The sequence below is a fragment of the Candidatus Methylopumilus turicensis genome, assembly GCF_000953015.1.
GTDB lineage: Bacteria > Pseudomonadota > Gammaproteobacteria > Burkholderiales > Methylophilaceae > Methylopumilus_A > Methylopumilus_A turicensis.
On the sequence record NZ_LN794158.1, the window covers coordinates 643,336 to 663,953 of the forward strand.

The following is a 20,618-nucleotide window of genomic DNA, read 5'->3' on the forward strand; positions in this document are numbered from 1 at the left end:
AAATCCTGATGCCTGACTTTATCAAGCCGCTCATTGCAGAGGCGACCACAAGTCATGTGGTCGTCAATAAATGGCAAGCAGGTGAGTTATATTTGATTGAGGATTGCGTTGCTGAAGAGGTGCCAATTGCCATGGTGTATAACGGCATCTCGCATGCCGTGATGCTGGCAACACCTCAAGATCTTGAAGACTTTGCGCTCGGGTTTTCGTTGGCGGAGGGTATATTAAGTTCGCCAAAAGAGCTTTATGAGATTGAGTTGGTTTCGCAAACCTCAGGCGTTGAACTGAGAATGGAGATTGCCAGTGAGCGTTTTTCTCAGCTAAAAGATAGACGCAGAAGCATGACGGGGCGAACTGGCTGTGGTCTTTGTGGTGCTGAGAGCTTAGCTGAGGCGCTGCGTTTGCCTAACACAGTCAATCAGTCTCATCATACGTTTCATTCCGCTGCGATTCTCAAGGCACTTAAAAGCGCATCGGGCTTTCAAGCTTTGCAAGCCCAAACAGGTGCAACCCATGCAAGTTTTTGGGTGCAAGGTAGTGGTGATATCGTCATGGTGAGAGAAGATGTCGGCCGTCATAACGCCCTCGATAAATTACTCGGGGCTATTGCCAAAAAAGATGAAGGGGATGGTTTTGTGCTGACCACGAGTCGTGCAAGTTATGAAATGGTGCAGAAGGTAGCTGTTGCTGGTGTATCAATGCTGGTGGCGATTTCAGCACCGACAGGACTGGCCATTAGAATAGCGGAGCAATGTGGGATTACATTAGTTGGTTTTGCGCGTGCAGAACAGTTTGTGGTTTATACCCACCCTGAGCGTTTAAGTTAAAGAGAATAAGTAAGTTTAAGGAAATAAAATGAATATCGAGCAGTTAGTCACCATGGCGAATCAAATTGGGACATTCTTCAAGTCTTCACCTGACACAGCGCAGGCTAAAAAAGACATTGTGATGCATATCAAGCGCTTTTGGGCGTTAACGATGCGTCTGCAGTTGCTTGAACATACACAAAGCAACGCGGGTGCAGGTTTAGAGCCCTTGGTAAAAGAAGCGATTCTTGAACATCAGGCATTGCTTGCTTAATTTAATCATTCGTTTTTTGCCATTACACGTGCTAAAAATACATGGCTAATTTTCACGTGATCATTCCCGCAGCGGGCTCAGGAAGTCGAATGGCCGCTGATCTACCCAAGCAATATCTGCCGCTAGCAGGGCGCCCGATGATTGCTTGGACGCTTGAACCCTTTTTAAGCTGTGAACGCATATCTTCGGTACACATTGCGCTGAGTCCTGATGATAGCCATTGGCAAGCGCACGCACCCCATCATCCTAAGCTATCTATATTGCATTGTGGTGGCCTTAGCCGAGCAGAGACAGTGCTCAATGTATTGAAGGGTTTGCATGTCGAGCAGTCTGATTGGGTTTTAGTGCACGACGCAGCGCGGCCTGGGCTTACCCCTCAATTGTTAAACTATTTATTGGATGAGTTGCAAGACGATGCGGTCGGTGGTTTGCTCGCGACGCCTGTTGCTGATACGTTGAAGCGTGCTGACGCAAAAAACCGTGTTGCCAGCACTGAGCCTCGTGAAGGTTTATGGCAGGCGCAAACCCCACAAATGTTCCGTTACGGCATTTTAAAAGAGGCGCTAATTCAAGCAGGCGAACCTCCTACCGATGAGGCCCAAGCAATTGAGGCTTTAGGTTTCAGTCCCAAATTAGTCATCGGTCAGTTACGCAATTTTAAAGTTACTTATCCGCAAGATTTAGCCTTAGCAGAAGCGATGATTGCGGCATACCATCAAGAGGCAAGAAAATGATCAGAGTCGGACATGGTGTCGATGTGCACCAATTGGTTGAAGGACGTCAGTGCATTATTGGCGGGGTGGAAATTGCGTATGAAAAAGGCTTATTAGGTCATTCTGATGCGGATGTTTTATTGCATGCAATTTGTGATGCCATGTTAGGTGCAGCCGGCTTGGGTGATATTGGCAAGCACTTCCCAGATACCGATGCAAATTACAAAGGCGCTGATTCCAGAAATCTATTGCGACATGTCGTCGCATTACTAAAGCAGCAGGGGTTTGCATTGAGTAACGTTGATGCAACGATTATTGCGCAGGCACCAAAAATGGCGCCACATATTGAACGCATGTGCATGAATATCGCCAGCGATTGTGGTGTTGCACGAAGCCAGGTAAACGTTAAGGCGACGACCACTGAAAAGCTAGGATTTACAGGCCGAGGTGAGGGAATTGCCGCTGAAGCAGTTTGCTTGATTGAGACGCTGGCTTAGGCCTTTAACAGCACAATCACCGCACCACTACCGCCGTCATTCGCTCTGGCTTGTGCATAGGCAATCACTTCATCTTTTTGCATTAACCAATGACGGACTTTGTGCTTCAAAATAGGCTCTTTGTTACGAGAGCCGAGACCCTTGCCATGCACAATCCTGACACAGCGAATCCCGCGTTTTTTACACTCAGCTAAGAAGCTTGCAACCATTGCGCGTGCTTCATCGCTAATCATGCCGTGTAAATCTAGATTGGCTTGAACGACCCAATGCCCACGTCTTAGTTTAGTAAGGACAGCGGGAGATTGTCCCTCGCGCAAATACAGCAGTTCTTCACCACTTTCCAACTCATCCGCTGGAAAAAAACCATCACTTAAGGAATCAACAAGTGCTTGACGCTCGTCGCGGATAAATTGTTGAGGGATTGGTTTTGGTTTAGGGGGTTGATGGTGAATACGATCCGTATTTAATGGCCGCGCATCTTTAACAGCAGCTTTGAATAGATTTTCTAGCCTTTGTGCTTCAGCTTTTTCAGCCTCTTGTTTGAGTGCAATCGCTTTATGTTCCTCAAGCGCTCGCGCCTGTTCAGCTCGCTGAGCTTGCAACAGGCGCTTGGCTTCTTTGAGTTTTTCAATGACGTTGCTTGTCATTGCGCGATTGCCTCAATCAGGCTTGCTTAATTATTTGAGATTAGTCAGGTAACGTTCGGCATCTAATGCCGCCATACAGCCAGTGCCTGCGCTGGTGACTGCTTGGCGATAGATGTGATCTTGTACATCGCCCGCAGCAAATACACCAGGAATGCTGGTGGCGGTGAAGTTACCTTGGCGACCAGTTTGCGTGACGATGTAACCGCCTTCCATATCCAATTGGCCTTCAAAAATATCGGTATTCGGTTTGTGGCCAATCGCAATAAATACGCCGCGCAATTCGATCTCTTTAGTTGCGCCCGTATCAACGTTTTTAACGCGCATACCTGTTACGCCCATGTCGTCGCCTAATACCTCATCGAGTGTTGAGTAAAGCTCAAGCACAATTTTGCCTTCTTTCACACGATCCATGAGCTTGTCGATCAAAATGGCTTCAGCTTTGAACTTATCTCGGCGATGCACAAGTGTGACCTTGCTGGCGATATTAGCTAAATAGAGTGCTTCTTCAACAGCGGTATTGCCACCACCGATCACAGCAACCTCTTGGTTGCGATAGAAAAAGCCATCACAAGTGGCGCAAGCTGAAACGCCTTTACCAGAAAATTTTTCCTCAGACGGAATACCTAAATACTTGGCTGATGCGCCCGTGGCAATGATCAAAGCATCGCAGGTGTACTCGGCGGAATCGCCCACTAAACGAATCGGCTTTTCGTTAAGGTGTGTGGTGTGAATATGGTCAAAAATCATTTCGGTATTGAAGCGCTCCGCATGTTTTTGGAAACGCGCCATCAATTCAGGTCCCATTACACCATCAGCATCTGCGGGCCAATTATCCACTTCAGTCGTGGTCATTAATTGCCCCCCTTGTGCAATACCGGTAATTAACACTGGTTTTAGATTGGCGCGGGCGGCATAGACGGCGGCTGAATACCCAGCAGGGCCTGAGCCCAGAATGAGCAAGTGGGCGTGTTTTGTGGCCATGATGTAAAGCTCCTCATTGTCAAAGCAAAAATGTTCAGATGCTATTTTAACGCAATTGGTTTCTTAAATTTGAACGATATTGAGGCTGGATGATTTTTCTTTGCAATACGCTTTAAAAAGACGCATGAAAATAGCTTGAAGCTTATGTGTCAGCCTCGTGTTTTATTGAGATTGATACTGCTATAATTGGATTGATTTTTAAAACTATCACCTTATTTTTTCATCCTTATTTCGAGTGATTCATTATTTTGTTTTTCAATAAAAAAACAGTTAATAGTTCTAATGTGAGTAAGCATATTGATGCTGAAAGTGCTGGCTTAGCCAAAGAGGCTTGGTGGCTCTTTTTTGCAGTTATTGGGCTCTATTTGGTGTTGATTTTGGCATCTTATTATCATGATGACCCATCCTGGACACACAGTGCGAGTGAGGGTGCGATCGTTCATAACGCGGGTGGAAAGCTAGGTGCCTTGCTCTCGGATATGCTGCTTTACATCTTTGGGTTCTCGGCTTGGTGGTTTGCGGTCTTTGCCTTTTATGCGATTTGGTTGGTCTACTTGCGTCTTGATGTGGTGGCGCAGGGACGTAAGCCTCTATTATTTCTGAATTTCTTCGGATTTGGTTTATTGCTGATATCGTCATCGTGCTTGGAGTATGGACATCTCGTTCATCTTCCAGCGACATTGCCCCAGGATGCAGGCGGTGTAATGGGTAATATTTTTGATACGATGATTCGTGAATCACTAGGTTTTGTTGGATCAACCTTGGTCTTATTGTTTGCCATGGCGGCAGGATTCAGCTTATTTACGGGCTGGTCATGGATACTGATTATTGAAAAATTTGGTGGTGCTTTACTGGGCGCCTATCAATGGATGCTGACAAAATATCGGGATAGTAAAGACCGTGAAGCAGGAAAAATCGCGGAGCAACAGCGCACTGAGTTTGTCGAGCAAGAGCGCAAACGCACGGAAGATCGTGCGCCGATTCAAATTGAAACGCCAGTACTTGAAATTCCGAAAAGCGAACGTGTTCAACGTGAAAGCCAAGCTGCTTTATTTGCGACTTTGCCAGACTCACCTTTGCCACCACTGCATTTGCTTGATGAGCCTAAAGGCGAAATCGAAGTGCTGTCTGCTGAAACCTTAGAATTTACCTCACGGTTGATTGAGCGAAAGTTAATGGACTTCGGTATCGAAGTCAAAGTGCTCGCGGCGATGCCAGGTCCTGTGATTACGCGTTATGAGCTTGAGCCTGCTGCGGGTGTTAAAGGTAGCCAAGTGCTCAACCTTTCCAAAGATTTAGCACGTGCGCTTTCAGTGGTCAGTATTCGCGTAGTGGAAACCATTCCAGGCAAGAGTTGCATGGGTTTGGAAATTCCAAATCCTAAACGTCAAATTGTTTATCTATCTGAAATTATGGGCTCACAAGCCTATGCCGATGTCAGCTCACCCTTAGCTATTGCGATGGGTAAAGACATTGCAGGTAAAGCGGTGGTGGCCGACTTAGCCAAGATGCCGCACGTGTTGGTTGCCGGTACAACAGGCTCAGGTAAGTCGGTTGCGATTAACGCGATGATTTTGAGCTTGGTGTATAAAGCAGAAGCCAATAAGGTGCGCATGATTTTGATTGACCCCAAAATGTTGGAGCTTTCTGTGTATGAAGGCATCCCGCATTTGCTCGCCCCTGTCATTACGGATATGCGCCAAGCCGCAAATGCCCTCAATTGGGGTGTGGCTGAGATGGAGCGTCGCTATAAGCTGATGTCAGTGCTTGGTGTACGTAATCTTGCGGGCTACAACGTCAAAGTGCGTGATGCGATTAAAGAGGTTAATCCAATTACGCATCCATTTACCTTGACGCCAGATAGCCCCGAGCCTTTAGAAGAATTGCCACTCATTGTGATTGTGATTGATGAATTGGCTGATTTAATGATGGTCGTCGGTAAAAAGGTGGAAGAGCCTATTGCCCGTTTAGCACAAAAAGCCCGTGCCTGCGGCATTCACTTGGTGGTGGCGACTCAGCGTCCTTCTGTAGACGTAATTACAGGGCTGATTAAAGCCAATATTCCGACGCGTGTGGCCTTCCAAGTGTCTAGCAAGATTGATTCGCGTACTATTCTTGATCAAATGGGTGCCGAAGCCTTGCTTGGCCAAGGGGATATGCTTTATCAGCCGCCTGGCACCTCCTACCCGCAACGTATTCACGGTGCTTTTGTGAGTGATGCCGAAGTGCATCGTGTGGTGCAACATCTCAAAACGCAGGGTGAGCCTAACTATATTGAAGGCATCTTGACTGGTGGCTCTGAAGACGGTGGTGAAGCGGGCGACCTTGGCGAAAGTAGTGGTGGTGAAGCTGATCCTTTATACGATGAAGCTGTTGCTATCGTGATGAAAACGCGTCGCGCCTCAATCTCTTCTGTGCAAAGGCAATTACGTATTGGCTACAATCGTGCTGCGCGACTGATCGAAGAAATGGAACGTGCAGGCTTGGTTTCATCGATGCAAAGTAATGGCAACCGCGAAGTATTAGCGCCCAATATTAATCAAGACTAAATAAGAAGACACCATGAAGTTATTTAAAGCGCGTTTGATAATTATCTTAGTCAGTCTTTTTGCACAATGCTTACTCGTCCAAACCTGCAACGCAACTGGTTTGGAGCGCATGAAAGAATACTTTCAAAACATTCAAACTGCGCGTGCAGATTTTCATCAAGTGGTCACGGATAAACAGGGTCACAAAACACAAGATGTGACTGGTAGCATGCAGTTACAAAAACCTAATAAGTTTCGTTGGGATTACCACAAGCCCTTTGTTCAGCAAATTGTTGGGGATGGAGAAAAAGTGTGGCTGTACGATCCTGATTTAAGCCAAGTGACAGTTCGCGCATTTAGCAAATCAATTAGCTCAACCCCAGCGGCTTTATTGGCTGGCGGCAAAGAGATGGAGCGTTTGTTTGTGATCAAAGATGTGAGCCGTAAAGGCGATCTTGAGTGGGTTTCAGCCACGCCAAAAGCCAGCGAAACCGGTTTTGAGCGAGTGCTCCTGGGCTTCAAAGGGGATGCTTTAATGGAAATGGAATTGCATGATAGTTTTGGCAATCGAACCGCTATTGAGTTTATGAATACTCAACGTAATCCTAAAATATCAGCTGAGGTGTTTAAGTTCACGCCACCACCTGATGCTGACGTCCTCACGCAATAAATATAGCCTTTCTGACTTCATTGAATAGCCTCTTTACCCCCAATCAACCTCAAGCGCCCTTAGCCGAACAGCTACGTCCACAAACTTTGGATGAGGTGGTTGGACAGGCCCATTTGCTTGGGCAAGGGAAGCCGCTTAGGCTTGCTTTCCAATCGGGCAAGCTGCCTTCCATGATTTTGTGGGGGCCGCCTGGTGTTGGTAAAACAACTTTGGCGCGGCTCATTGCCAATACGGCTGATGCTGAGTTTATTCCTATCTCTGCGGTGCTTTCGGGCATTAAAGACATTCGTGAGGCGATTGAGCGTGCAGAGCATACCCTACAGCAATCTGGCCGTCGCACTATCATGTTTGTGGATGAAGTGCACCGATTCAACAAAGGTCAGCAAGATGCTTTCTTGCCTTTTGTTGAAAGTGGCTTGATTACATTTATTGGCGCAACCACAGAAAACCCTTCGTTTGAAGTCAACAGTGCGCTCTTAAGCCGCGCTCAAGTATTTGTATTGAATGCACTATCGGAAGCAGAGCTTGGCGAGCTGCTCGCAAGAGCGCAGGCGACCATGGCGATGGAGATTAGCCTTGCCGATGAAGCTAAAGAACACGTCATTTCTTATGCGGATGGGGATGCAAGACGTTTGCTTAACTTTGTTGAGGGACTCTTTAACGCAGCTTCTTCAGCGAATATCACTCAAATTGATATGGTGTTTTTGCAGTCCACCATGGCGAGCAAAATGCGCCGGTTTGATAAAGGCGGCGAAGCATTTTACGACCAAATTTCGGCCCTCCATAAATCAGTGCGCGGCTCTAATCCTGACGGGGCACTTTATTGGATGCAGCGCATGTTAGATGGCGGTGCAGAGCCGCTTTATGTTGGTCGTCGTCTAGTGCGAATGGCGATTGAAGATATTGGATTAGCTGATCCGCGCGCGTTAGAGATTTGCTTAAATGCCTGCCAAACCTATGAGCGATTAGGCTCACCAGAAGGCGAATTGGCGTTTGCTAACGCTGTCGTTTACTTAGCCATTGCGGCTAAGAGTAATGCGGTTTACATGGCATACAACCAAGTCAAAGCCTTTGTCGCGCAGGATCAATCACGTCCTGTGCCGCTGCACTTACGAAATGCACCGACTAAGCTCATGAAGAGTTTAGACTACGGTAAAAATTATCGTTATGCCCATAATGAAGCGGGTGCTTATGCTGCTGGCGAACAATACTTGCCTGACGGTTTAGAGGAAGTGAAATTTTACGAGCCGACAAATCGCGGGCTTGAAGGTAAAATAAGCGAAAAATTAGCGCATTTGGCTGAGTTAGACAAACAAGCCCTAGATAAAAAAGCTAAGGCCAAAAAGTAAATTAATTAGGAAAACGCATGTTAGATATTCAGCAATTAAGAAATGATTTAGATACCGTTGTAGCCAAACTTAAAAGCCGCAAGTTTGACTTTGATGTGGCGGGTTTTACCGCGCTAGAAGCTGAGCGCAAAGAGGTACAAACGCGTACACAAGACTTGCAAGCTAAGCGTAATGCGACCTCTAAACAAATCGGTATGGCAAAGTCTAAAGGCGAAGACGTTAGCGCGATTATGGCGGAAGTGGCTGGCTTGGGTGAGCAACTTAAAGCGGACGAAGAACGCTTAGCTGCGATTCAAGCGCAGATGCAAGATTTCTTGTTGAATGTACCTAACTTGCCGCAAGATTCCGTGCCAGTAGGTCCGTCAGAAGAAAATAATGTAGAGGTGCGTAAAGTCGGTACGCCACGTACTTTTGATTTTGAAATTAAAGATCACACTGATGTTGGCGCGCCACACGGTTTGGATTTTGATACAGGCGCTAAGCTTTCAGGTGCGCGCTTTACCTTGATGCGCGGCCAAATTGCTAAGCTCCATCGTGCCTTGGCGCAGTTTATGATTGATACGCAAACTGAGCAACATGGCTATGAGGAGTGTTATACACCTTACTTGGTGAATGCAGAATCATTGCGTGGCACAGGTCAATTGCCTAAGTTTGAAGAAGATCTCTTCCAAATGCCGCATAACGACAGCACGCTTTACCTCATCCCAACATCAGAAGTAACGCTGACTAACACGGTGCGTGATGAAATCGTACCGCTTGAGAGTTTGCCAATTAAACTCACAGCGCATACGCCATGCTTCCGTTCTGAAGCTGGCTCTTATGGCCGTGATACGCGTGGCATGATTCGTCAGCATCAATTCGATAAAGTGGAAATGGTGCAGATTGTGCACCCGGAAAAAAGTAATGAAGCACTTGAAGAAATGGTTGGGCATGCAGAAAGTATTCTGAAAGCTTTGGAGTTGCCCTACAGAGTGGTTTCGCTATGTACTGGCGACATGGGGTTTGGTGCCGCTAAAACTTATGACCTAGAAGTCTGGTTGCCAGCTCAAAACACCTATCGCGAGATTTCATCTGTGTCTAATTGTGAGGCTTTCCAAGCGCGCCGCTTACAAGCACGTTTCCGTAATGAAGCAGGTAAGCCTGAATTAGTACATACGTTGAACGGTTCAGGTTTGGCCGTTGGAAGGGCTTTGGTTGCCGTGCTTGAAAACTATCAAAATGCTGATGGAAGCGTTACCGTCCCTAAGGTACTGAGAGATTACATGGGCGGTAAAGAAGTGATTCGTTAACCACGGTCGCTCATTATGAAGTAAACAAAAACTAGCCAGCTTGTCTGGCTATTTTTTTGGCTTGAATTCAAACGCCTTGAATTCAAAATTGGGTGCGCCAGATTGGTGGGCCGCTTGGTATTTTTCTAAAATCCCATAATACGTGCGAATAGATTCAACAAATATGACAGGTGCACCACCACTCGCGTAGCCAAATTTTACGGTGCTGTAATACTGTGCTTTATTAAGCAGTGGTAGCGTTGTTTTGATGTCAGCCCAGCTATCGGGATTTAATTTCATTCTACTGGCGAGCACTCTTGCGTCTTCTAGATGTGCAAACCCAATGTTATAGGCAGCGAGCGCCATCCATGTGCGATCTGGCTCTGGAATACGTTCTGGCACTTGTCGTTTGAGGATGTTAATGTATTTTGCGCCGCCTAAAATACTTTGTTTGGCGTCTAACCGGTCCGTCACATCCATGGCATCTGCAGTTTGTTCCGTAAGCATCATCATGCCGCGAACGTTGGTGGGTGAAGTGTTGAATGGATCCCAGTGCGACTCTTGGTAACTGATCGATGCGAGTAGTCGCCAATCAATATCGGTTAACTCCTGGCCTTGCTTAAATAACGCCGCATATTTTGGCAGTGTGGTGTGGGTTAACTGTAAAAATTTGCTGACATCCACAGGAGCCAGGCGCTCTGTGTGTCCATAATACCGATCAATTAAGTTTTTAAGCCGACCATCCTGTTGGATGCGTTTAAAAAAATCGACAGATTTTGCATAGAGCCATGGGTCGCCACTTTTCGGAAAAGCCCATGCAATTTGTTCTGGCTCGGCCAGCGCCATGCCTTTACCAATATTAGGATAGAAGTTTTGTAAAATATCAATCATGCGGTCATCGGCGACCGTGTAATCTAAAACACCCATATTCACTTGCTCAAGTAACTCATCAGTACTGCCAGTTTCTTGCCATGTCAGCAATGGATTGCTGGCTTGCAGGAATTTTAAACGCTCTGCATAGCTAGAGCCCTTTGGAACATGAATATGTTTGCCGATTAGCTCAGTGAGGCTTTTAGGTGAGGGCGTTTGGTCGATGCCGAAAGCAATATGTTGTTGCACATCCAGATAGCTAAGCCCGAATTTAACGACCTCTGCTCTTTGCGGCGTAATACTTAAGTTGGCGGCGGCAAAATGTGCCTTGCCAGATAATAGGGTTGGGATAACTTTACCCAGTTGATCTGCAATCACAAACTTGACTGAGAACTCAGGCCCTAACTCTTTAGCAAATAAATGGACTAAATCGTATTCAAAACCTGCATATTCATCTGCATTTTTTACATAGTAAGTATTGGGCCCATTTGATGTGACGACCACCAGTGTTTTACTGTCTTGGGCCTTGGGGAGGCTGAATTGTATTAGGTATGCTGAGATGGTAACGATCAGCATGAATAACAACCCCACCCCTAAAAGATATTGCTTTTTCATCGCCTCAGTTTCACTAAGTTTGCAGGTTTTGTCTAGTTAAAACATGTGAATTTTTGTGTGCTGTATTATTTAGTCGATGGTAAGTGGATGGCATTTATAAGTTTTTATCTTTAGTGTAAAGTTACGTCACTTAATTTTATTAATAGAAACGTAATCAATGAAAAAAATAATATTCATGATGTCTCTTGCACTCTTAAGCCAAAACGCATTTGCGGCGCCAAAGGCGACGGTGGAGAGTGCTGCAACAGTGAATGACGTTGCGATTCCTTCAGCATTAATTGAGCGTAGTGTGAGTTTGAATGTGCAACAAGGTAAAAAAGACACGCCAGAACTTCGCCAGCTCATCAAAGAAGAATTTATTAATCGTGAAGTACTTGCTCAGCAAGCCGCTAAATTGGGTTTGGATAAAACGCCCGAAGGCCAAGCGGCATTTGCTGAATTAAAACGTAATTTTATGGTGGATTTGTTTTTGGCCGATTATGACAAACGCCATCCTATCAGCGACTCTGCATTAAAAGTGGAATATGACAGACAAATTGCGGCGATTGGTGAGCAAGCCTATGAGTACCGACTAAGCCATATTGTGACCAAGACAGAAGCGGATGCACGTGTGTTAATGGCAAAAATCAAAAAGGGTGAATCCTTTGCTAAGGTGGCTAAAGAAGGTTCTATTGACCCAAGCGCTAAAGAGAGCGGTGCCTTAGGTTGGTTGCTTCCTAATCAAATTGTGCCTGCGGTTGCAAACGTGGTTGTGAACTTAACGGAAGGTAGCATGAGTGCCGCGCCGATTGAGACGGCAGGCGGTTGGCAAATCGTGCGTTTGGAAGAAAAGCGTCAATTCAAAGCGCCTAAGTTTGACGATGTGATTCCTCAACTCCGTGCTGGATTACTACAACAGCAACGCATTGAAGCCATTAAGAAGTTAAGAGAGTCTGCAAAAGTAACAAGCAATATGTAATTGCTTTAGGGCAATAAAAAACGGCACTGGATTTCCAAGTGCCGTTTTTTTTCGTACTTTTGGGCTTCTCGATTGCTTAGCCTACTCGATTTCTTGGCTGGCCAAGTAATCTTCGTAGTTGCCAGAGTAATCAATAATGCCGTCCGCGCGAACATCAAAAATGCGGGTGGCTAATGTGCTTACAAATTCACGGTCATGACTGACGAAGAATAATGTGCCATTGTATTTGTCTAGCGCCGTATTCAATGACTCAATCGATTCCATGTCCATGTGGTTGGTTGGTTCATCCATCAGCAATACGTTGGTTTTAGCAAGCATCAACTTGCCAAACATCATACGGCCTTTTTCGCCACCTGAAAGCACTTTGACTGATTTTTTGAAGTCTTCGCCAGAGAATAATAGACGACCTAACATGCTACGCACGACTTGGTCATCATCACCTGCTTGCGTGAATTGCTTCATCCAGTCGAAGAGATTGAGGTCTGCTTCAAAGTCCGCGGCATGGTCTTGTGCAAAATAACCAATGTTCGCTTTTTCAGCCCACTTCACAGTGCCGTGGTTTGGTTTTAGATCGCCCGCTAAACAACGTAGGAGGGTGGTTTTACCAATCCCGTTTTCACCGATAATCGCAATTTTCTCGCCAGCTTCAACCAATAAATCAAAGTCATTAAACAAAACACGGTCGAAGCCATGGCTTAGTTTTTGCACCTCTACTGCGTTACGGTGCAGTTTTTCACGGTCATCGTATTCAAAGCGAATGAATGGATATTGACGGCTAGAAGGCTTGATGTCTTCCACTTTAATTTTGTCGATTTGCTTAGCCCGGCTCGTCGCTTGTTTTGCTTTAGATGCATTCGCAGAGAAGCGACGGACGAAGTCTTGTAAGTCAGCGATTTGTTGTTTTGCTTTAGCGTTGTCTTTAGCCTGCTGAGCACGCGCCATGGTGGATGCTTCCATGAAGTCATCGTAGTTACCCGGATAAACAGTCAATTTCGAATAGTCCATGTCCGCGGTATGTGTACATACTTGGTTTAAGAAGTGGCGATCATGCGAAATGATAATCATGGTGCAGTTGCGGTTATTTAAGATATCTTCTAACCAGCGAATCGTATTGATGTCCAAGTTATTGGTTGGTTCATCTAGTAGCAAGATGTCTGGGTTCGCAAATAGCGCTTGTGCCAGTAATACACGAAGCTTCCAACCTGGCGCAACGGCGCTCATCAAGCCGGTATGTTGATCGATAGGAATGCCGACGCCTAATAGCAACTCACCAGCACGCGCTTCGGCAGTGTAGCCATCATATTCAGCGAACACAGCCTCAAGCTCTGCCGCTTTCATATAATCATCTTCAGTCGCTTCTGGGTTCATGTAAATGGCGTTCTTTTCTGAATTCGCCTTCCACATTTGTTCATGCCCCATCATCACCACATCAAGCACACGTTGATCTTCATAGCCAAATTGGTCTTGGCGAAGCCATGCCATACGTTCGTTGCTATCCAAAGCAATATTGCCTGCGGTTGGCTCAAGCACGCCCGCTAAAATTTTCATGAAGGTTGATTTACCGCAACCATTCGCGCCGATGAGGCCATAACGGTTACCGTCGCCAAATTTGACGGAGACGTTTTCAAAAAGTGGCTTTGCGCCAAACTGCATGGTGATGTTATTGCTAATAAGCACGGTTAATTCCTAAAGTCTTTTAGTTAAATATTGAGTAGATTAAAACTTGTTTTTAATCACTACTTCGTCCATGGTCAGTTGGCCGCCACGTGGCCAAGCGTCTTTAATGGCTTTGCCCACAGTTACAAACATGGTTGGGATGTGGTCTGCTGGTAAGTTAAGCAAGGTTGATACAGCATCAAAATCAAAGCCATCCATTGGGCAAGTGTCATAACCCATTTCTTTAGCCGCTAGCATGATGTTCATGGCTGCCATGCCACAAGAGCGCATCGCTTCATCGCGTTGGGCTTGTGGATTGCCTGTGTAATATTGGGTAATCGCAGGCACTAAAAAGTCTTGCACAGCTTGCGGTGCATCTTTCCAATAGCGCTCTGGCTGTTTCGCCCAAGCTTGAACGTCTGCAACCAACACGATGAGTGCTGATGCTTCAGTCACTTGTGATTGATTCCAACTCACGGCTTGAATTTGCGCACGCAAGGCTGCATCTTCAACCAACACAAAGCGCCAATGTTGAATATTGAAAGCCGTCGGTGCAAGCATCGCAAGCGACATCAACTTGTTAACCTCGGCTTCACTCATTTTATGCGCAGGATCGTAAGCCTTAATTGAACGGCGTGTTTCTATGGCAGTTGTAACATTCATGGTGCATTCCATTTCTTAATAAGTAATCGTCATAATCTCTAAATTTAAATCGCCAGCAGGGCGCATCCAACGAACGCTATCGCCAACTTTGTGGCCTATCAGCGCTTTTGCCAACGGTGAGGCATAGCTCACTGTATTAAGTGCAATATCTGCTTCATCCTCGCCCACGATTTGAAAGTGATGTTGCTCACCTTCATCATCTTCCACCGTAACCGTCGTACCAAACACGACTGTTGTCGGGGCTTTATCTTTTGGTGTTTCAACCAAAATGGCTTGCTCTAAACGTGCCTGCACGTAGCGTAAATCTCTATCTACCATCGCTAGTCGCTGCACAGCACTTGGGTCTTCTTTCTTTTGTGTCAATAACTCGCGCTCATCGAGTAGCGCATTTTCACTTTCCTTCAGCTGCGCCAAGCCTTTCGCTGTGACGTAATTGGGTAACTCGCTAATCGGGCGTTCTGGCAGCTCAGTGCCAGCAAGCTCTAAGTCGTCCTCTTTCACAAAACCGCGACTCATCTTTAAGCCTTTATTCCCATTCGATGGTGGCGGGTGGTTTTCCTGACACGTCATACACCACTCGGTTAATACCACGCACTTCATTGATGATGCGATTCGATACCCGACCTAACAGGCTGTAAGGCAGCTCTGCCCAGTTCGCCGTCATGAAGTCGCTAGTAAACACAGCGCGCAACGCGACTACATAATCGTAAGTGCGGCCATCACCCATCACGCCAACCGATTTCACTGGTAGGAACACAGTGAACGCTTGGCTGGTGAGTTCATACCAAGTTTTACCTGTGGCTTCATCTTTGGTGTTGCGAAGCTCTTCGATGAAAATAGCATCTGCTAAACGGAGTAGGTCAGCAAACTCTTTGTTTACAGCGCCCAAGATACGCACGCCTAAGCCTGGGCCTGGGAATGGATGGCGATACACCATGTCGTGCGGCAAACCAAGCGCGACGCCAAGTTCGCGCACTTCGTCTTTGAACAAGTCGCGCAGTGGTTCTAGTAGTTTTAAGCCTAGTTTTTCTGGCAAGCCGCCCACGTTGTGGTGGCTTTTAATCGTGACGGCTTTTTTAGATTTTGCGCCGCCAGATTCAATCACATCTGGGTAGATTGTGCCCTGCGCGAGCCATTTAGCATTCGCGAGTTTTTTAGCTTCAGATTGGAATACTTCGACGAACTCTTTGCCGATGATTTTACGTTTTGCTTCAGGGTCAGAAACACCAGTTAATTCACCCATGAATTGTTCAGTGGCATCCACATGAATCACTTTTGCATGTAAGCGTCCAGCAAACATTTCCATGACCATTTTGCCTTCATTAAGGCGAAGCAAGCCGTGGTCAACAAATACGCAGGTGAGTTGGTCGCCAATCGCACGGTGAATCAACGCTGCTGCAACGCTAGAATCTACACCACCTGAAAGACCAAGAATGACCTCTTCATTACCCACTTGCTCACGGATTTTAGCAACCGCTTCTTCAATATAATCGCCCATCACCCAATCGGCTTTTGTTTTGCAGATATCTAATACAAAGCGTCGTAGCATCGCATCGCCTTGCTTGGTGTGGGTCACTTCTGGGTGAAACTGCACAGCATAGAATTGACGTTCTTCATCTGCCATCGCCGCAATGGGGGTGGTGTCATTGCTGGCAATCACTTTGAAGCCAGCAGGTAATTCAGTCACTTTGTCGCCGTGGCTCATCCATACATTCAATAAGCCGTGACCTTCTGCATTCGTGCTGTCTTGAATGCCATCAAAAAGTGCAGAGTGATTACGTGCGCGCACTTCAGCAAAACCGAATTCACGTTTATTGCCAGCTTCTACTTTGCCGCCTAATTGTTGCGCCATGGTTTGCATGCCGTAACAGATGCCTAAAACTGGTACGCCTAGCGTAAATACAGCGTCTGGGGCTTTGTCGGTGTCTTCTTCATACACGCTGGCATGGCTGCCAGAAAGCACAATCCCTTGGGCGCCAAAGTTACGTACAAATTCGTCAGAAACGTCACAAGGATGCACCTCACAATAGACATGTGCCTCGCGAATGCGGCGGGCAATCAATTGGGTGACTTGTGAGCCAAAATCTAAAATAAGAATTTTTTGATGAGACATAAGAAGTAAAAAGCCTATACGCTAAAAATAACGAAGGGCAAACGACTTTAATATGAATATCAAAGCGGTTTGCCCAACAAAAGTCGGTTAAGAATTAATCAATATGATAATTCGGTGCCTCTTTAGTAATTTGTACATCATGCACATGAGATTCGCGCATCCCCGCTGAAGTGATTTGCACGAACTCAGCTTTGTTGCGCATTTCATCAATGGTTTTGCAACCGACATAGCCCATGGAAGCACGTAAGCCACCCATTAACTGGTGAACCACGGCAATCATGCTGCCTTTGTAAGGTACGCGACCTTCAATGCCTTCTGGCACTAATTTGTCTGCATTCCCATTGTTTTCTTGGAAATAGCGGTCGCTAGAACCTTTTTGCATTGCACCGATAGAGCCCATGCCGCGGTATGACTTATATGAACGGCCTTGGAATAGCTCAATTTCGCCTGGTGCTTCTTCAGTGCCAGCGAACATGCCGCCTAGCATCACAGAGTAAGCGCCGGCAGCAATGGCTTTAGAAATGTCGCCAGAATAACGAATGCCGCCGTCAGCAATAAACGGAACACCTGTTCCACGTAAAGCTTCTTCAACGTTGCTAACCGCAGTGATTTGCGGGACGCCTACGCCAGCCACGATACGGGTAGTACAGATAGAGCCTGGGCCAATGCCCACTTTAACGCCGTCAGCACCTGCATCCACTAAGGCTTTAGCTGCTGAACCTGTGGCAATATTGCCGCCAATCACTTGCACTTGTGGGAAGTTCTTTTTCACCCAAGTCACGCGATCTAACACGCCTTGGGAGTGGCCGTGAGCAGTATCCACCACAATCGCATCCACGCCAGCTTCCACTAAAGCGGCGACACGTTCTTCTGTGCCATCACCCACACCAACCGCGGCGCCGACACGTAAACGACCTTTTTCATCTTTACAGGCTAATGGATGGTCGCTAGATTTTTGAATGTCTTTAACAGTGATGAGGCCTTTAAGATTGTAAGCATCATCAATCACCAATACGCGCTCTAAACGGTATTGGTGAAGCAATTCCATTACTTGTTCGCGGCTTGCGCCTTCACGCACCGTTACCAAGCGATCTTGCGGTGTCATGATATTGGCGATGGATTGGTCTAAATTAGTTTCGAAGCGCAAATCGCGATTGGTCACAATGCCAACTACTTTGCTGCCATCCACCACAGGCAAGCCTGAGATTTTATGTAAACGGGTGAGCGCTAAAACGTCGCGCACTGTCATGTGCGGTTGAATGGTGACTGGGTCATTGACGATGCCAGATTCAAAACGTTTCACGCGAGAAACATGAATCGCCTGCATTTCAGCCGTCATGTTCTTATGAATAATGCCCATGCCGCCTTCTTGCGCCAATGCAATTGCAAGCGGCGCTTCTGTCACGGTATCCATTGCAGCGGACACAACAGGGATGTTAAGACGGATAGATCGAGTTAATTGAGTAGCGAGACTGACTTCGCGGGGGAGTACATTAGAGTGCGCTGGTACCAACAAAACATCATCGAATGTAAGCGCATTTTGCAACAAACGCATGGTGAATATTCCTTGCTTCCAAAACAAGATTATACCGACTTGTCGGTCACCCGACAATCATGAAACGTGTTTTGTAAGGAGATATTGCTTGATTAAAAACTTGTCGATGACTTACTCAGCAATATCGCCCCCACCTTTTTTCATGACCTTGCCTTCAGCAGCGCGCTGGCGACGTACTTCTTTTGGGTCGGCAATCAGTGGACGATAAATCTCAATGCGATCTAAATGACGCAGCTCAGTCTCTAGTTTAGTGAGCTTTCCAAAGATTCCAATTTTATTCACAGCTAAATCAATTTCCGGAAATTTAGCCAACAATCCAGAAGCATGAATAGCCGCTTCAGCATTGGTGCCGCTGGGAACCTTCACTGGCAGAATCACTTGTTGATTCGGCAAGGCATAAGCTACTTCCACGATCATTTCATCAGAATGAGTATTCACAAAAAAGCCTTCGTTTTGATTATTAATAAAGTTATTGATTCAATGTATTGTCGGCACGCATGACAAAAGAGTCAACAAAGGTGTTGGCAATATGGCTAAAAACCGGCGAAATGATTTGGCTTAAAAAAGCACTCGAAAACTCATACTCCAAGTGAAACTCAATCTTGCAGGCTTGATCACTCAAGGCGGTAAAGCGCCAATTGCCCTCAAAGTGTTTAAACGGACCATCTTTAAACTGCATGTCCATTGCGTAAGGAAAGCGTTTTTGATTTTTTGTGGTGAACTGTTGTTTAAGACCATGAAAATCAATATAAATCGTTGCCGAAGTGATGGCATCTGTACGCTCAATCAAATCCACGCCACCGCACCAAGGCAGAAACTCGGTGTAATGTTCAACATCGTCCACCAAATTAAACATCTGTGCCGCAGAGTGGTGGACTAAAACGGTTTTTTCAACTTTTACCATGCTTTATTTATGCTTTTGCGAGTGAGCCTTTGAAGCGTGAGTTTATCTTTTCAAAGGCAAGTAGAGTAAAATGCTATTTTAAGCTATTTAAGCCCGCGTGTATTAATGAGCATTGCCCAAAATAAAAAAGCGTTTCACGACTTTTTCATCGAAGAAAAATACGAAGCTGGTATTGTCCTTGAAGGATGGGAAGTCAAAGCGATTCGGGATAACCGCGCCAACATCAAAGAAGCCTATGTGATTATTCAACGTGGCGAAGTCTATTTGATTGGCTGTCATGTCACGCCCATGGGCGCTGCCTCTACACATATTCGTCCTGATGCGATTAGAACACGCAAGCTACTTTTACATAACGAAGAAATCGCCAAGCTGATTGGCAAAGTCGAACGCGCTGGTTATACGTTAGTGCCACTGGATTTACACTTTAAAGATGGACGCGTCAAAGTGCAGATTGGTCTTGCCAAAGGTAAGAAGCAATATGACAAACGTGAGGCCGAGAAAGAAAAAGACTGGAAGCGTGAGCAGGGCTCCATCATGAAAAGTCACAATAAAATGGCTTAACCTTGCTGTTGGTCATATTCTTAGTTCACACCATAAATAGCGCGTATAATTAAAATTATTAATAGATGTCCTCTTGAAATATGCAAGAAACACACCATCTAGTAATCACTGAAATACAAACTACCCGGGGCTGACCAGGTTTCGACGTGGGTTGCAAAGCAGTGCAGGGCATACCGAGGCTCAGTTCCCTCGTAAATACAGCTGAAAAAAGTATAGTCGCAAACGACGAAACTTACTCTCTAGCCGCTTAATCCGGCTGGACGCTGCACCACTTCTCCCGTGGAGTGGGTGGCCTTAAAACCATCGCAGCGTCATATACACGGGATACGTGGTGTGTTGGGTTACTTAGCACATCATTAACTCTAAGGTAACTCGCTTATTTCTTGCTTGCTCGTTGGTGTGGAATAAGTTAAATCAAACAACACAGCTAAGTATGTAGAACTGTCTGTGGAGGGCTTGCGGACGGGGGTTCGATTCCCCCCAGCTCCACCAATAAAACAAAAGGCCACCTTCGGGTGGCTTTTTGTTTTATTGGGGTTTCGAAATCACATCGCCAAACAGCTTTGGTAATGTTCACCAACTCTTTCTGCAAACCATGCCGTGGTGAGTTTTCGCTTGATTTTCGGACTATGTAAATTGTAACTACGAAGCGGATATAGCTGCTAACGCTGATTTCAGTAAGGCACTGAGTAATGTTGGTTTGTTTAAGCCTTTATCTGCTAATCTCATTCCCTCGAGTGTTCAGGCTCTAATGGGTGTGAATGCCATGTATGGATTTGATGAAGATAAACTCAACGCGCTCCCAGATAATGTGTTGGCGGATTTACACCGTCGAGGCTATTTAGCACGCATCTACGCACAGCTTAAATCGCTACAAAACTTCCAAAAACTCGTTCGCCGTTTTGAACAACAAACTTTCAGTGCTTCGGCTAAGCAAGCAGGCTTTAATGCATAGGCGTTAGCATCTTGGTGTTGCATGTTAAAACCCGC

General features: G+C 46.1%; 22 protein-coding genes and 1 other RNA gene. 12 read left to right on the forward strand and 11 right to left on the reverse strand.

The features are described from left to right. The first annotated feature begins 8 nt into the window (after nucleotides 1-8). The 4 genes from fdhD to ispF are packed head-to-tail and all read left to right on the forward strand — an operon-like array spanning nucleotide 9 to nucleotide 2,290. Nucleotides 9-827: a formate dehydrogenase accessory sulfurtransferase FdhD gene (gene fdhD / locus BN1209_RS03380; RefSeq protein WP_045750951.1), complete on the forward strand. Its 819-nt coding sequence runs from the start codon at nucleotides 9-11 to the stop codon at nucleotides 825-827. A 28-nt stretch (nucleotides 828-855) separates the two neighbouring features. Beyond that, on the forward strand, nucleotides 856-1,080 hold the full coding sequence (locus BN1209_RS03385) for a formate dehydrogenase subunit delta (protein WP_045750952.1): 225 nt from the start codon (nucleotides 856-858) through the stop codon (nucleotides 1,078-1,080). 41 nt (nucleotides 1,081-1,121) lie between these two features. After that, on the forward strand, nucleotides 1,122-1,814 hold the full coding sequence (gene ispD, locus BN1209_RS03390) for a 2-C-methyl-D-erythritol 4-phosphate cytidylyltransferase (protein WP_045750953.1): 693 nt from the start codon (nucleotides 1,122-1,124) through the stop codon (nucleotides 1,812-1,814). Then, nucleotides 1,811-2,290, forward strand: coding sequence for a 2-C-methyl-D-erythritol 2,4-cyclodiphosphate synthase (gene ispF / locus BN1209_RS03395; RefSeq protein WP_045750954.1), 480 nt, complete (start codon nucleotides 1,811-1,813; stop codon nucleotides 2,288-2,290). The genes ispD and ispF overlap by 4 nt, the downstream gene beginning before the upstream one ends. On the opposite strand, the gene BN1209_RS03400 is transcribed toward ispF, so the two are convergent. Both BN1209_RS03400 and trxB read right to left on the reverse strand, forming a co-directional pair. Further along, a complete protein-coding gene (locus BN1209_RS03400) occupies nucleotides 2,287-2,937 on the reverse strand; it encodes a Smr/MutS family protein (protein WP_082048382.1) in 651 nt (216 codons plus the stop codon). The genes ispF and BN1209_RS03400 overlap by 4 nt on opposite strands. A gap of 30 nt (nucleotides 2,938-2,967) precedes the next feature. Next, a complete protein-coding gene (gene trxB / locus BN1209_RS03405) occupies nucleotides 2,968-3,918 on the reverse strand; it encodes a thioredoxin-disulfide reductase (RefSeq protein ID WP_045750955.1) in 951 nt (316 codons plus the stop codon). Nucleotides 3,919-4,166: 248 nt separating this feature from the next. Here trxB and BN1209_RS03410 point away from each other — a divergent pair, with 248 nt between their 5' ends. Genes BN1209_RS03410 through serS form a run of 4 tightly spaced genes read left to right on the forward strand, consistent with a single transcriptional unit; the run spans nucleotide 4,167 to nucleotide 9,754 of the window. Then, the gene (locus BN1209_RS03410) at nucleotides 4,167-6,467 is read left to right on the forward strand and encodes a DNA translocase FtsK (RefSeq protein ID WP_082048383.1); all 2,301 of its coding nucleotides are present in this window, start codon (nucleotides 4,167-4,169) and stop codon (nucleotides 6,465-6,467) included. A gap of 13 nt (nucleotides 6,468-6,480) precedes the next feature. Then, entirely contained in the window at nucleotides 6,481-7,116 is a 636-nt protein-coding gene (gene lolA, locus BN1209_RS03415) for an outer membrane lipoprotein periplasmic chaperone LolA (RefSeq protein ID WP_045750957.1), read from the forward strand. Nucleotides 7,117-7,136: 20 nt separating this feature from the next. Then, nucleotides 7,137-8,465, forward strand: a complete 1,329-nt coding sequence (locus BN1209_RS03420; protein ID WP_045750958.1) for a replication-associated recombination protein A — start codon at nucleotides 7,137-7,139, stop codon at nucleotides 8,463-8,465. A 17-nt stretch (nucleotides 8,466-8,482) separates the two neighbouring features. Further along, nucleotides 8,483-9,754: a serine--tRNA ligase gene (serS, locus tag BN1209_RS03425; RefSeq protein WP_045750959.1), complete on the forward strand. Its 1,272-nt coding sequence runs from the start codon at nucleotides 8,483-8,485 to the stop codon at nucleotides 9,752-9,754. A 48-nt stretch (nucleotides 9,755-9,802) separates the two neighbouring features. On the opposite strand, the gene mltF is transcribed toward serS, so the two are convergent. Then, nucleotides 9,803-11,218, reverse strand: a complete 1,416-nt coding sequence (mltF, locus tag BN1209_RS03430; RefSeq protein WP_082048384.1) for a membrane-bound lytic murein transglycosylase MltF — start codon at nucleotides 11,216-11,218, stop codon at nucleotides 9,803-9,805. A gap of 157 nt (nucleotides 11,219-11,375) precedes the next feature. Between mltF and BN1209_RS03435 the strand changes: the two genes are divergently transcribed. Continuing rightward, nucleotides 11,376-12,176 carry a peptidylprolyl isomerase gene (locus tag BN1209_RS03435; protein WP_082048385.1) on the forward strand — a complete coding sequence of 267 codons (801 nt, stop codon included), beginning with the start codon at nucleotides 11,376-11,378 and terminating at the stop codon, nucleotides 12,174-12,176. A gap of 81 nt (nucleotides 12,177-12,257) precedes the next feature. On the opposite strand, the gene BN1209_RS03440 is transcribed toward BN1209_RS03435, so the two are convergent. The 7 genes from BN1209_RS03440 to BN1209_RS03470 form a co-directional block, all read right to left on the reverse strand. Further along, entirely contained in the window at nucleotides 12,258-13,853 is a 1,596-nt protein-coding gene (locus BN1209_RS03440; RefSeq protein ID WP_045750961.1) for an ABC-F family ATPase, read from the reverse strand. Between the two features lie 39 nt (nucleotides 13,854-13,892). Further along, entirely contained in the window at nucleotides 13,893-14,495 is a 603-nt protein-coding gene (locus BN1209_RS03445; RefSeq protein WP_045750962.1) for a nitroreductase family protein, read from the reverse strand. A 15-nt stretch (nucleotides 14,496-14,510) separates the two neighbouring features. Continuing rightward, complete coding sequence (locus BN1209_RS03450; RefSeq protein WP_045750963.1) at nucleotides 14,511-15,011, reverse strand: GreA/GreB family elongation factor; 501 nt, start codon at nucleotides 15,009-15,011, stop codon at nucleotides 14,511-14,513. 10 nt (nucleotides 15,012-15,021) lie between these two features. Further along, nucleotides 15,022-16,608 carry a glutamine-hydrolyzing GMP synthase gene (guaA, locus tag BN1209_RS03455; RefSeq protein ID WP_045750964.1) on the reverse strand — a complete coding sequence of 529 codons (1,587 nt, stop codon included), beginning with the start codon at nucleotides 16,606-16,608 and terminating at the stop codon, nucleotides 15,022-15,024. Between the two features lie 94 nt (nucleotides 16,609-16,702). Then, a complete protein-coding gene (gene guaB / locus BN1209_RS03460) occupies nucleotides 16,703-18,163 on the reverse strand; it encodes an IMP dehydrogenase (protein ID WP_045750965.1) in 1,461 nt (486 codons plus the stop codon). Between the two features lie 111 nt (nucleotides 18,164-18,274). After that, nucleotides 18,275-18,580 (reverse strand): RnfH family protein, encoded by a 306-nt coding sequence (locus tag BN1209_RS03465; RefSeq protein WP_045750966.1) that lies wholly within the window; start codon nucleotides 18,578-18,580, stop codon nucleotides 18,275-18,277. Nucleotides 18,581-18,632: 52 nt separating this feature from the next. Next, complete coding sequence (locus tag BN1209_RS03470) at nucleotides 18,633-19,067, reverse strand: type II toxin-antitoxin system RatA family toxin (protein ID WP_045750967.1); 435 nt, start codon at nucleotides 19,065-19,067, stop codon at nucleotides 18,633-18,635. A gap of 105 nt (nucleotides 19,068-19,172) precedes the next feature. Between BN1209_RS03470 and smpB the strand changes: the two genes are divergently transcribed. Further along, nucleotides 19,173-19,628 (forward strand): SsrA-binding protein SmpB, encoded by a 456-nt coding sequence (smpB, locus tag BN1209_RS03475; RefSeq protein WP_045750968.1) that lies wholly within the window; start codon nucleotides 19,173-19,175, stop codon nucleotides 19,626-19,628. Nucleotides 19,629-19,754: 126 nt separating this feature from the next. Beyond that, nucleotides 19,755-20,120, forward strand: a transfer-messenger RNA (tmRNA) gene (gene ssrA / locus BN1209_RS08985). A gap of 53 nt (nucleotides 20,121-20,173) precedes the next feature. Here the strand turns inward: ssrA and BN1209_RS09305 are convergent. After that, nucleotides 20,174-20,248: a DUF1615 family protein gene (locus tag BN1209_RS09305; RefSeq protein ID WP_082048448.1), complete on the reverse strand. Its 75-nt coding sequence runs from the start codon at nucleotides 20,246-20,248 to the stop codon at nucleotides 20,174-20,176. A gap of 80 nt (nucleotides 20,249-20,328) precedes the next feature. Between BN1209_RS09305 and BN1209_RS03480 the strand changes: the two genes are divergently transcribed. Continuing rightward, nucleotides 20,329-20,583: a SapC family protein gene (locus BN1209_RS03480; RefSeq protein ID WP_231855151.1), complete on the forward strand. Its 255-nt coding sequence runs from the start codon at nucleotides 20,329-20,331 to the stop codon at nucleotides 20,581-20,583. Nucleotides 20,584-20,618 lie beyond the last annotated feature (35 nt).

What these genes read in the sequence shown, in the direction of transcription:
- guaA (WP_045750964.1), bottom strand. Translation starts at nt 16,608, where the DNA reads ATGTCTCATCAAAAAATTCTTATTTTAGATTTTGGCTCACAAGTCACC.
- BN1209_RS03470 (WP_045750967.1), bottom strand. Translation starts at nt 19,067, where the DNA reads ATGGTAAAAGTTGAAAAAACCGTTTTAGTCCACCACTCTGCGGCACAG.
- BN1209_RS03435 (WP_082048385.1), top strand. Translation starts at nt 11,376, where the DNA reads ATGAAAAAAATAATATTCATGATGTCTCTTGCACTCTTAAGCCAAAAC.
- BN1209_RS03450 (WP_045750963.1), bottom strand. Translation starts at nt 15,011, where the DNA reads ATGAGTCGCGGTTTTGTGAAAGAGGACGACTTAGAGCTTGCTGGCACT.
- ispD (WP_045750953.1), top strand. Translation starts at nt 1,122, where the DNA reads ATGGCTAATTTTCACGTGATCATTCCCGCAGCGGGCTCAGGAAGTCGA.
- serS (WP_045750959.1), top strand. Translation starts at nt 8,483, where the DNA reads ATGTTAGATATTCAGCAATTAAGAAATGATTTAGATACCGTTGTAGCC.
- guaB (WP_045750965.1), bottom strand. Translation starts at nt 18,163, where the DNA reads ATGCGTTTGTTGCAAAATGCGCTTACATTCGATGATGTTTTGTTGGTA.
- BN1209_RS03400 (WP_082048382.1), bottom strand. Translation starts at nt 2,937, where the DNA reads ATGACAAGCAACGTCATTGAAAAACTCAAAGAAGCCAAGCGCCTGTTG.
- BN1209_RS03385 (WP_045750952.1), top strand. Translation starts at nt 856, where the DNA reads ATGAATATCGAGCAGTTAGTCACCATGGCGAATCAAATTGGGACATTC.
- lolA (WP_045750957.1), top strand. Translation starts at nt 6,481, where the DNA reads ATGAAGTTATTTAAAGCGCGTTTGATAATTATCTTAGTCAGTCTTTTT.
- trxB (WP_045750955.1), bottom strand. Translation starts at nt 3,918, where the DNA reads ATGGCCACAAAACACGCCCACTTGCTCATTCTGGGCTCAGGCCCTGCT.
- smpB (WP_045750968.1), top strand. Translation starts at nt 19,173, where the DNA reads ATGAGCATTGCCCAAAATAAAAAAGCGTTTCACGACTTTTTCATCGAA.
- ispF (WP_045750954.1), top strand. Translation starts at nt 1,811, where the DNA reads ATGATCAGAGTCGGACATGGTGTCGATGTGCACCAATTGGTTGAAGGA.
- mltF (WP_082048384.1), bottom strand. Translation starts at nt 11,218, where the DNA reads ATGAAAAAGCAATATCTTTTAGGGGTGGGGTTGTTATTCATGCTGATC.
- fdhD (WP_045750951.1), top strand. Translation starts at nt 9, where the DNA reads ATGCCTGACTTTATCAAGCCGCTCATTGCAGAGGCGACCACAAGTCAT.
- BN1209_RS03445 (WP_045750962.1), bottom strand. Translation starts at nt 14,495, where the DNA reads ATGAATGTTACAACTGCCATAGAAACACGCCGTTCAATTAAGGCTTAC.
- BN1209_RS03465 (WP_045750966.1), bottom strand. Translation starts at nt 18,580, where the DNA reads ATGATCGTGGAAGTAGCTTATGCCTTGCCGAATCAACAAGTGATTCTG.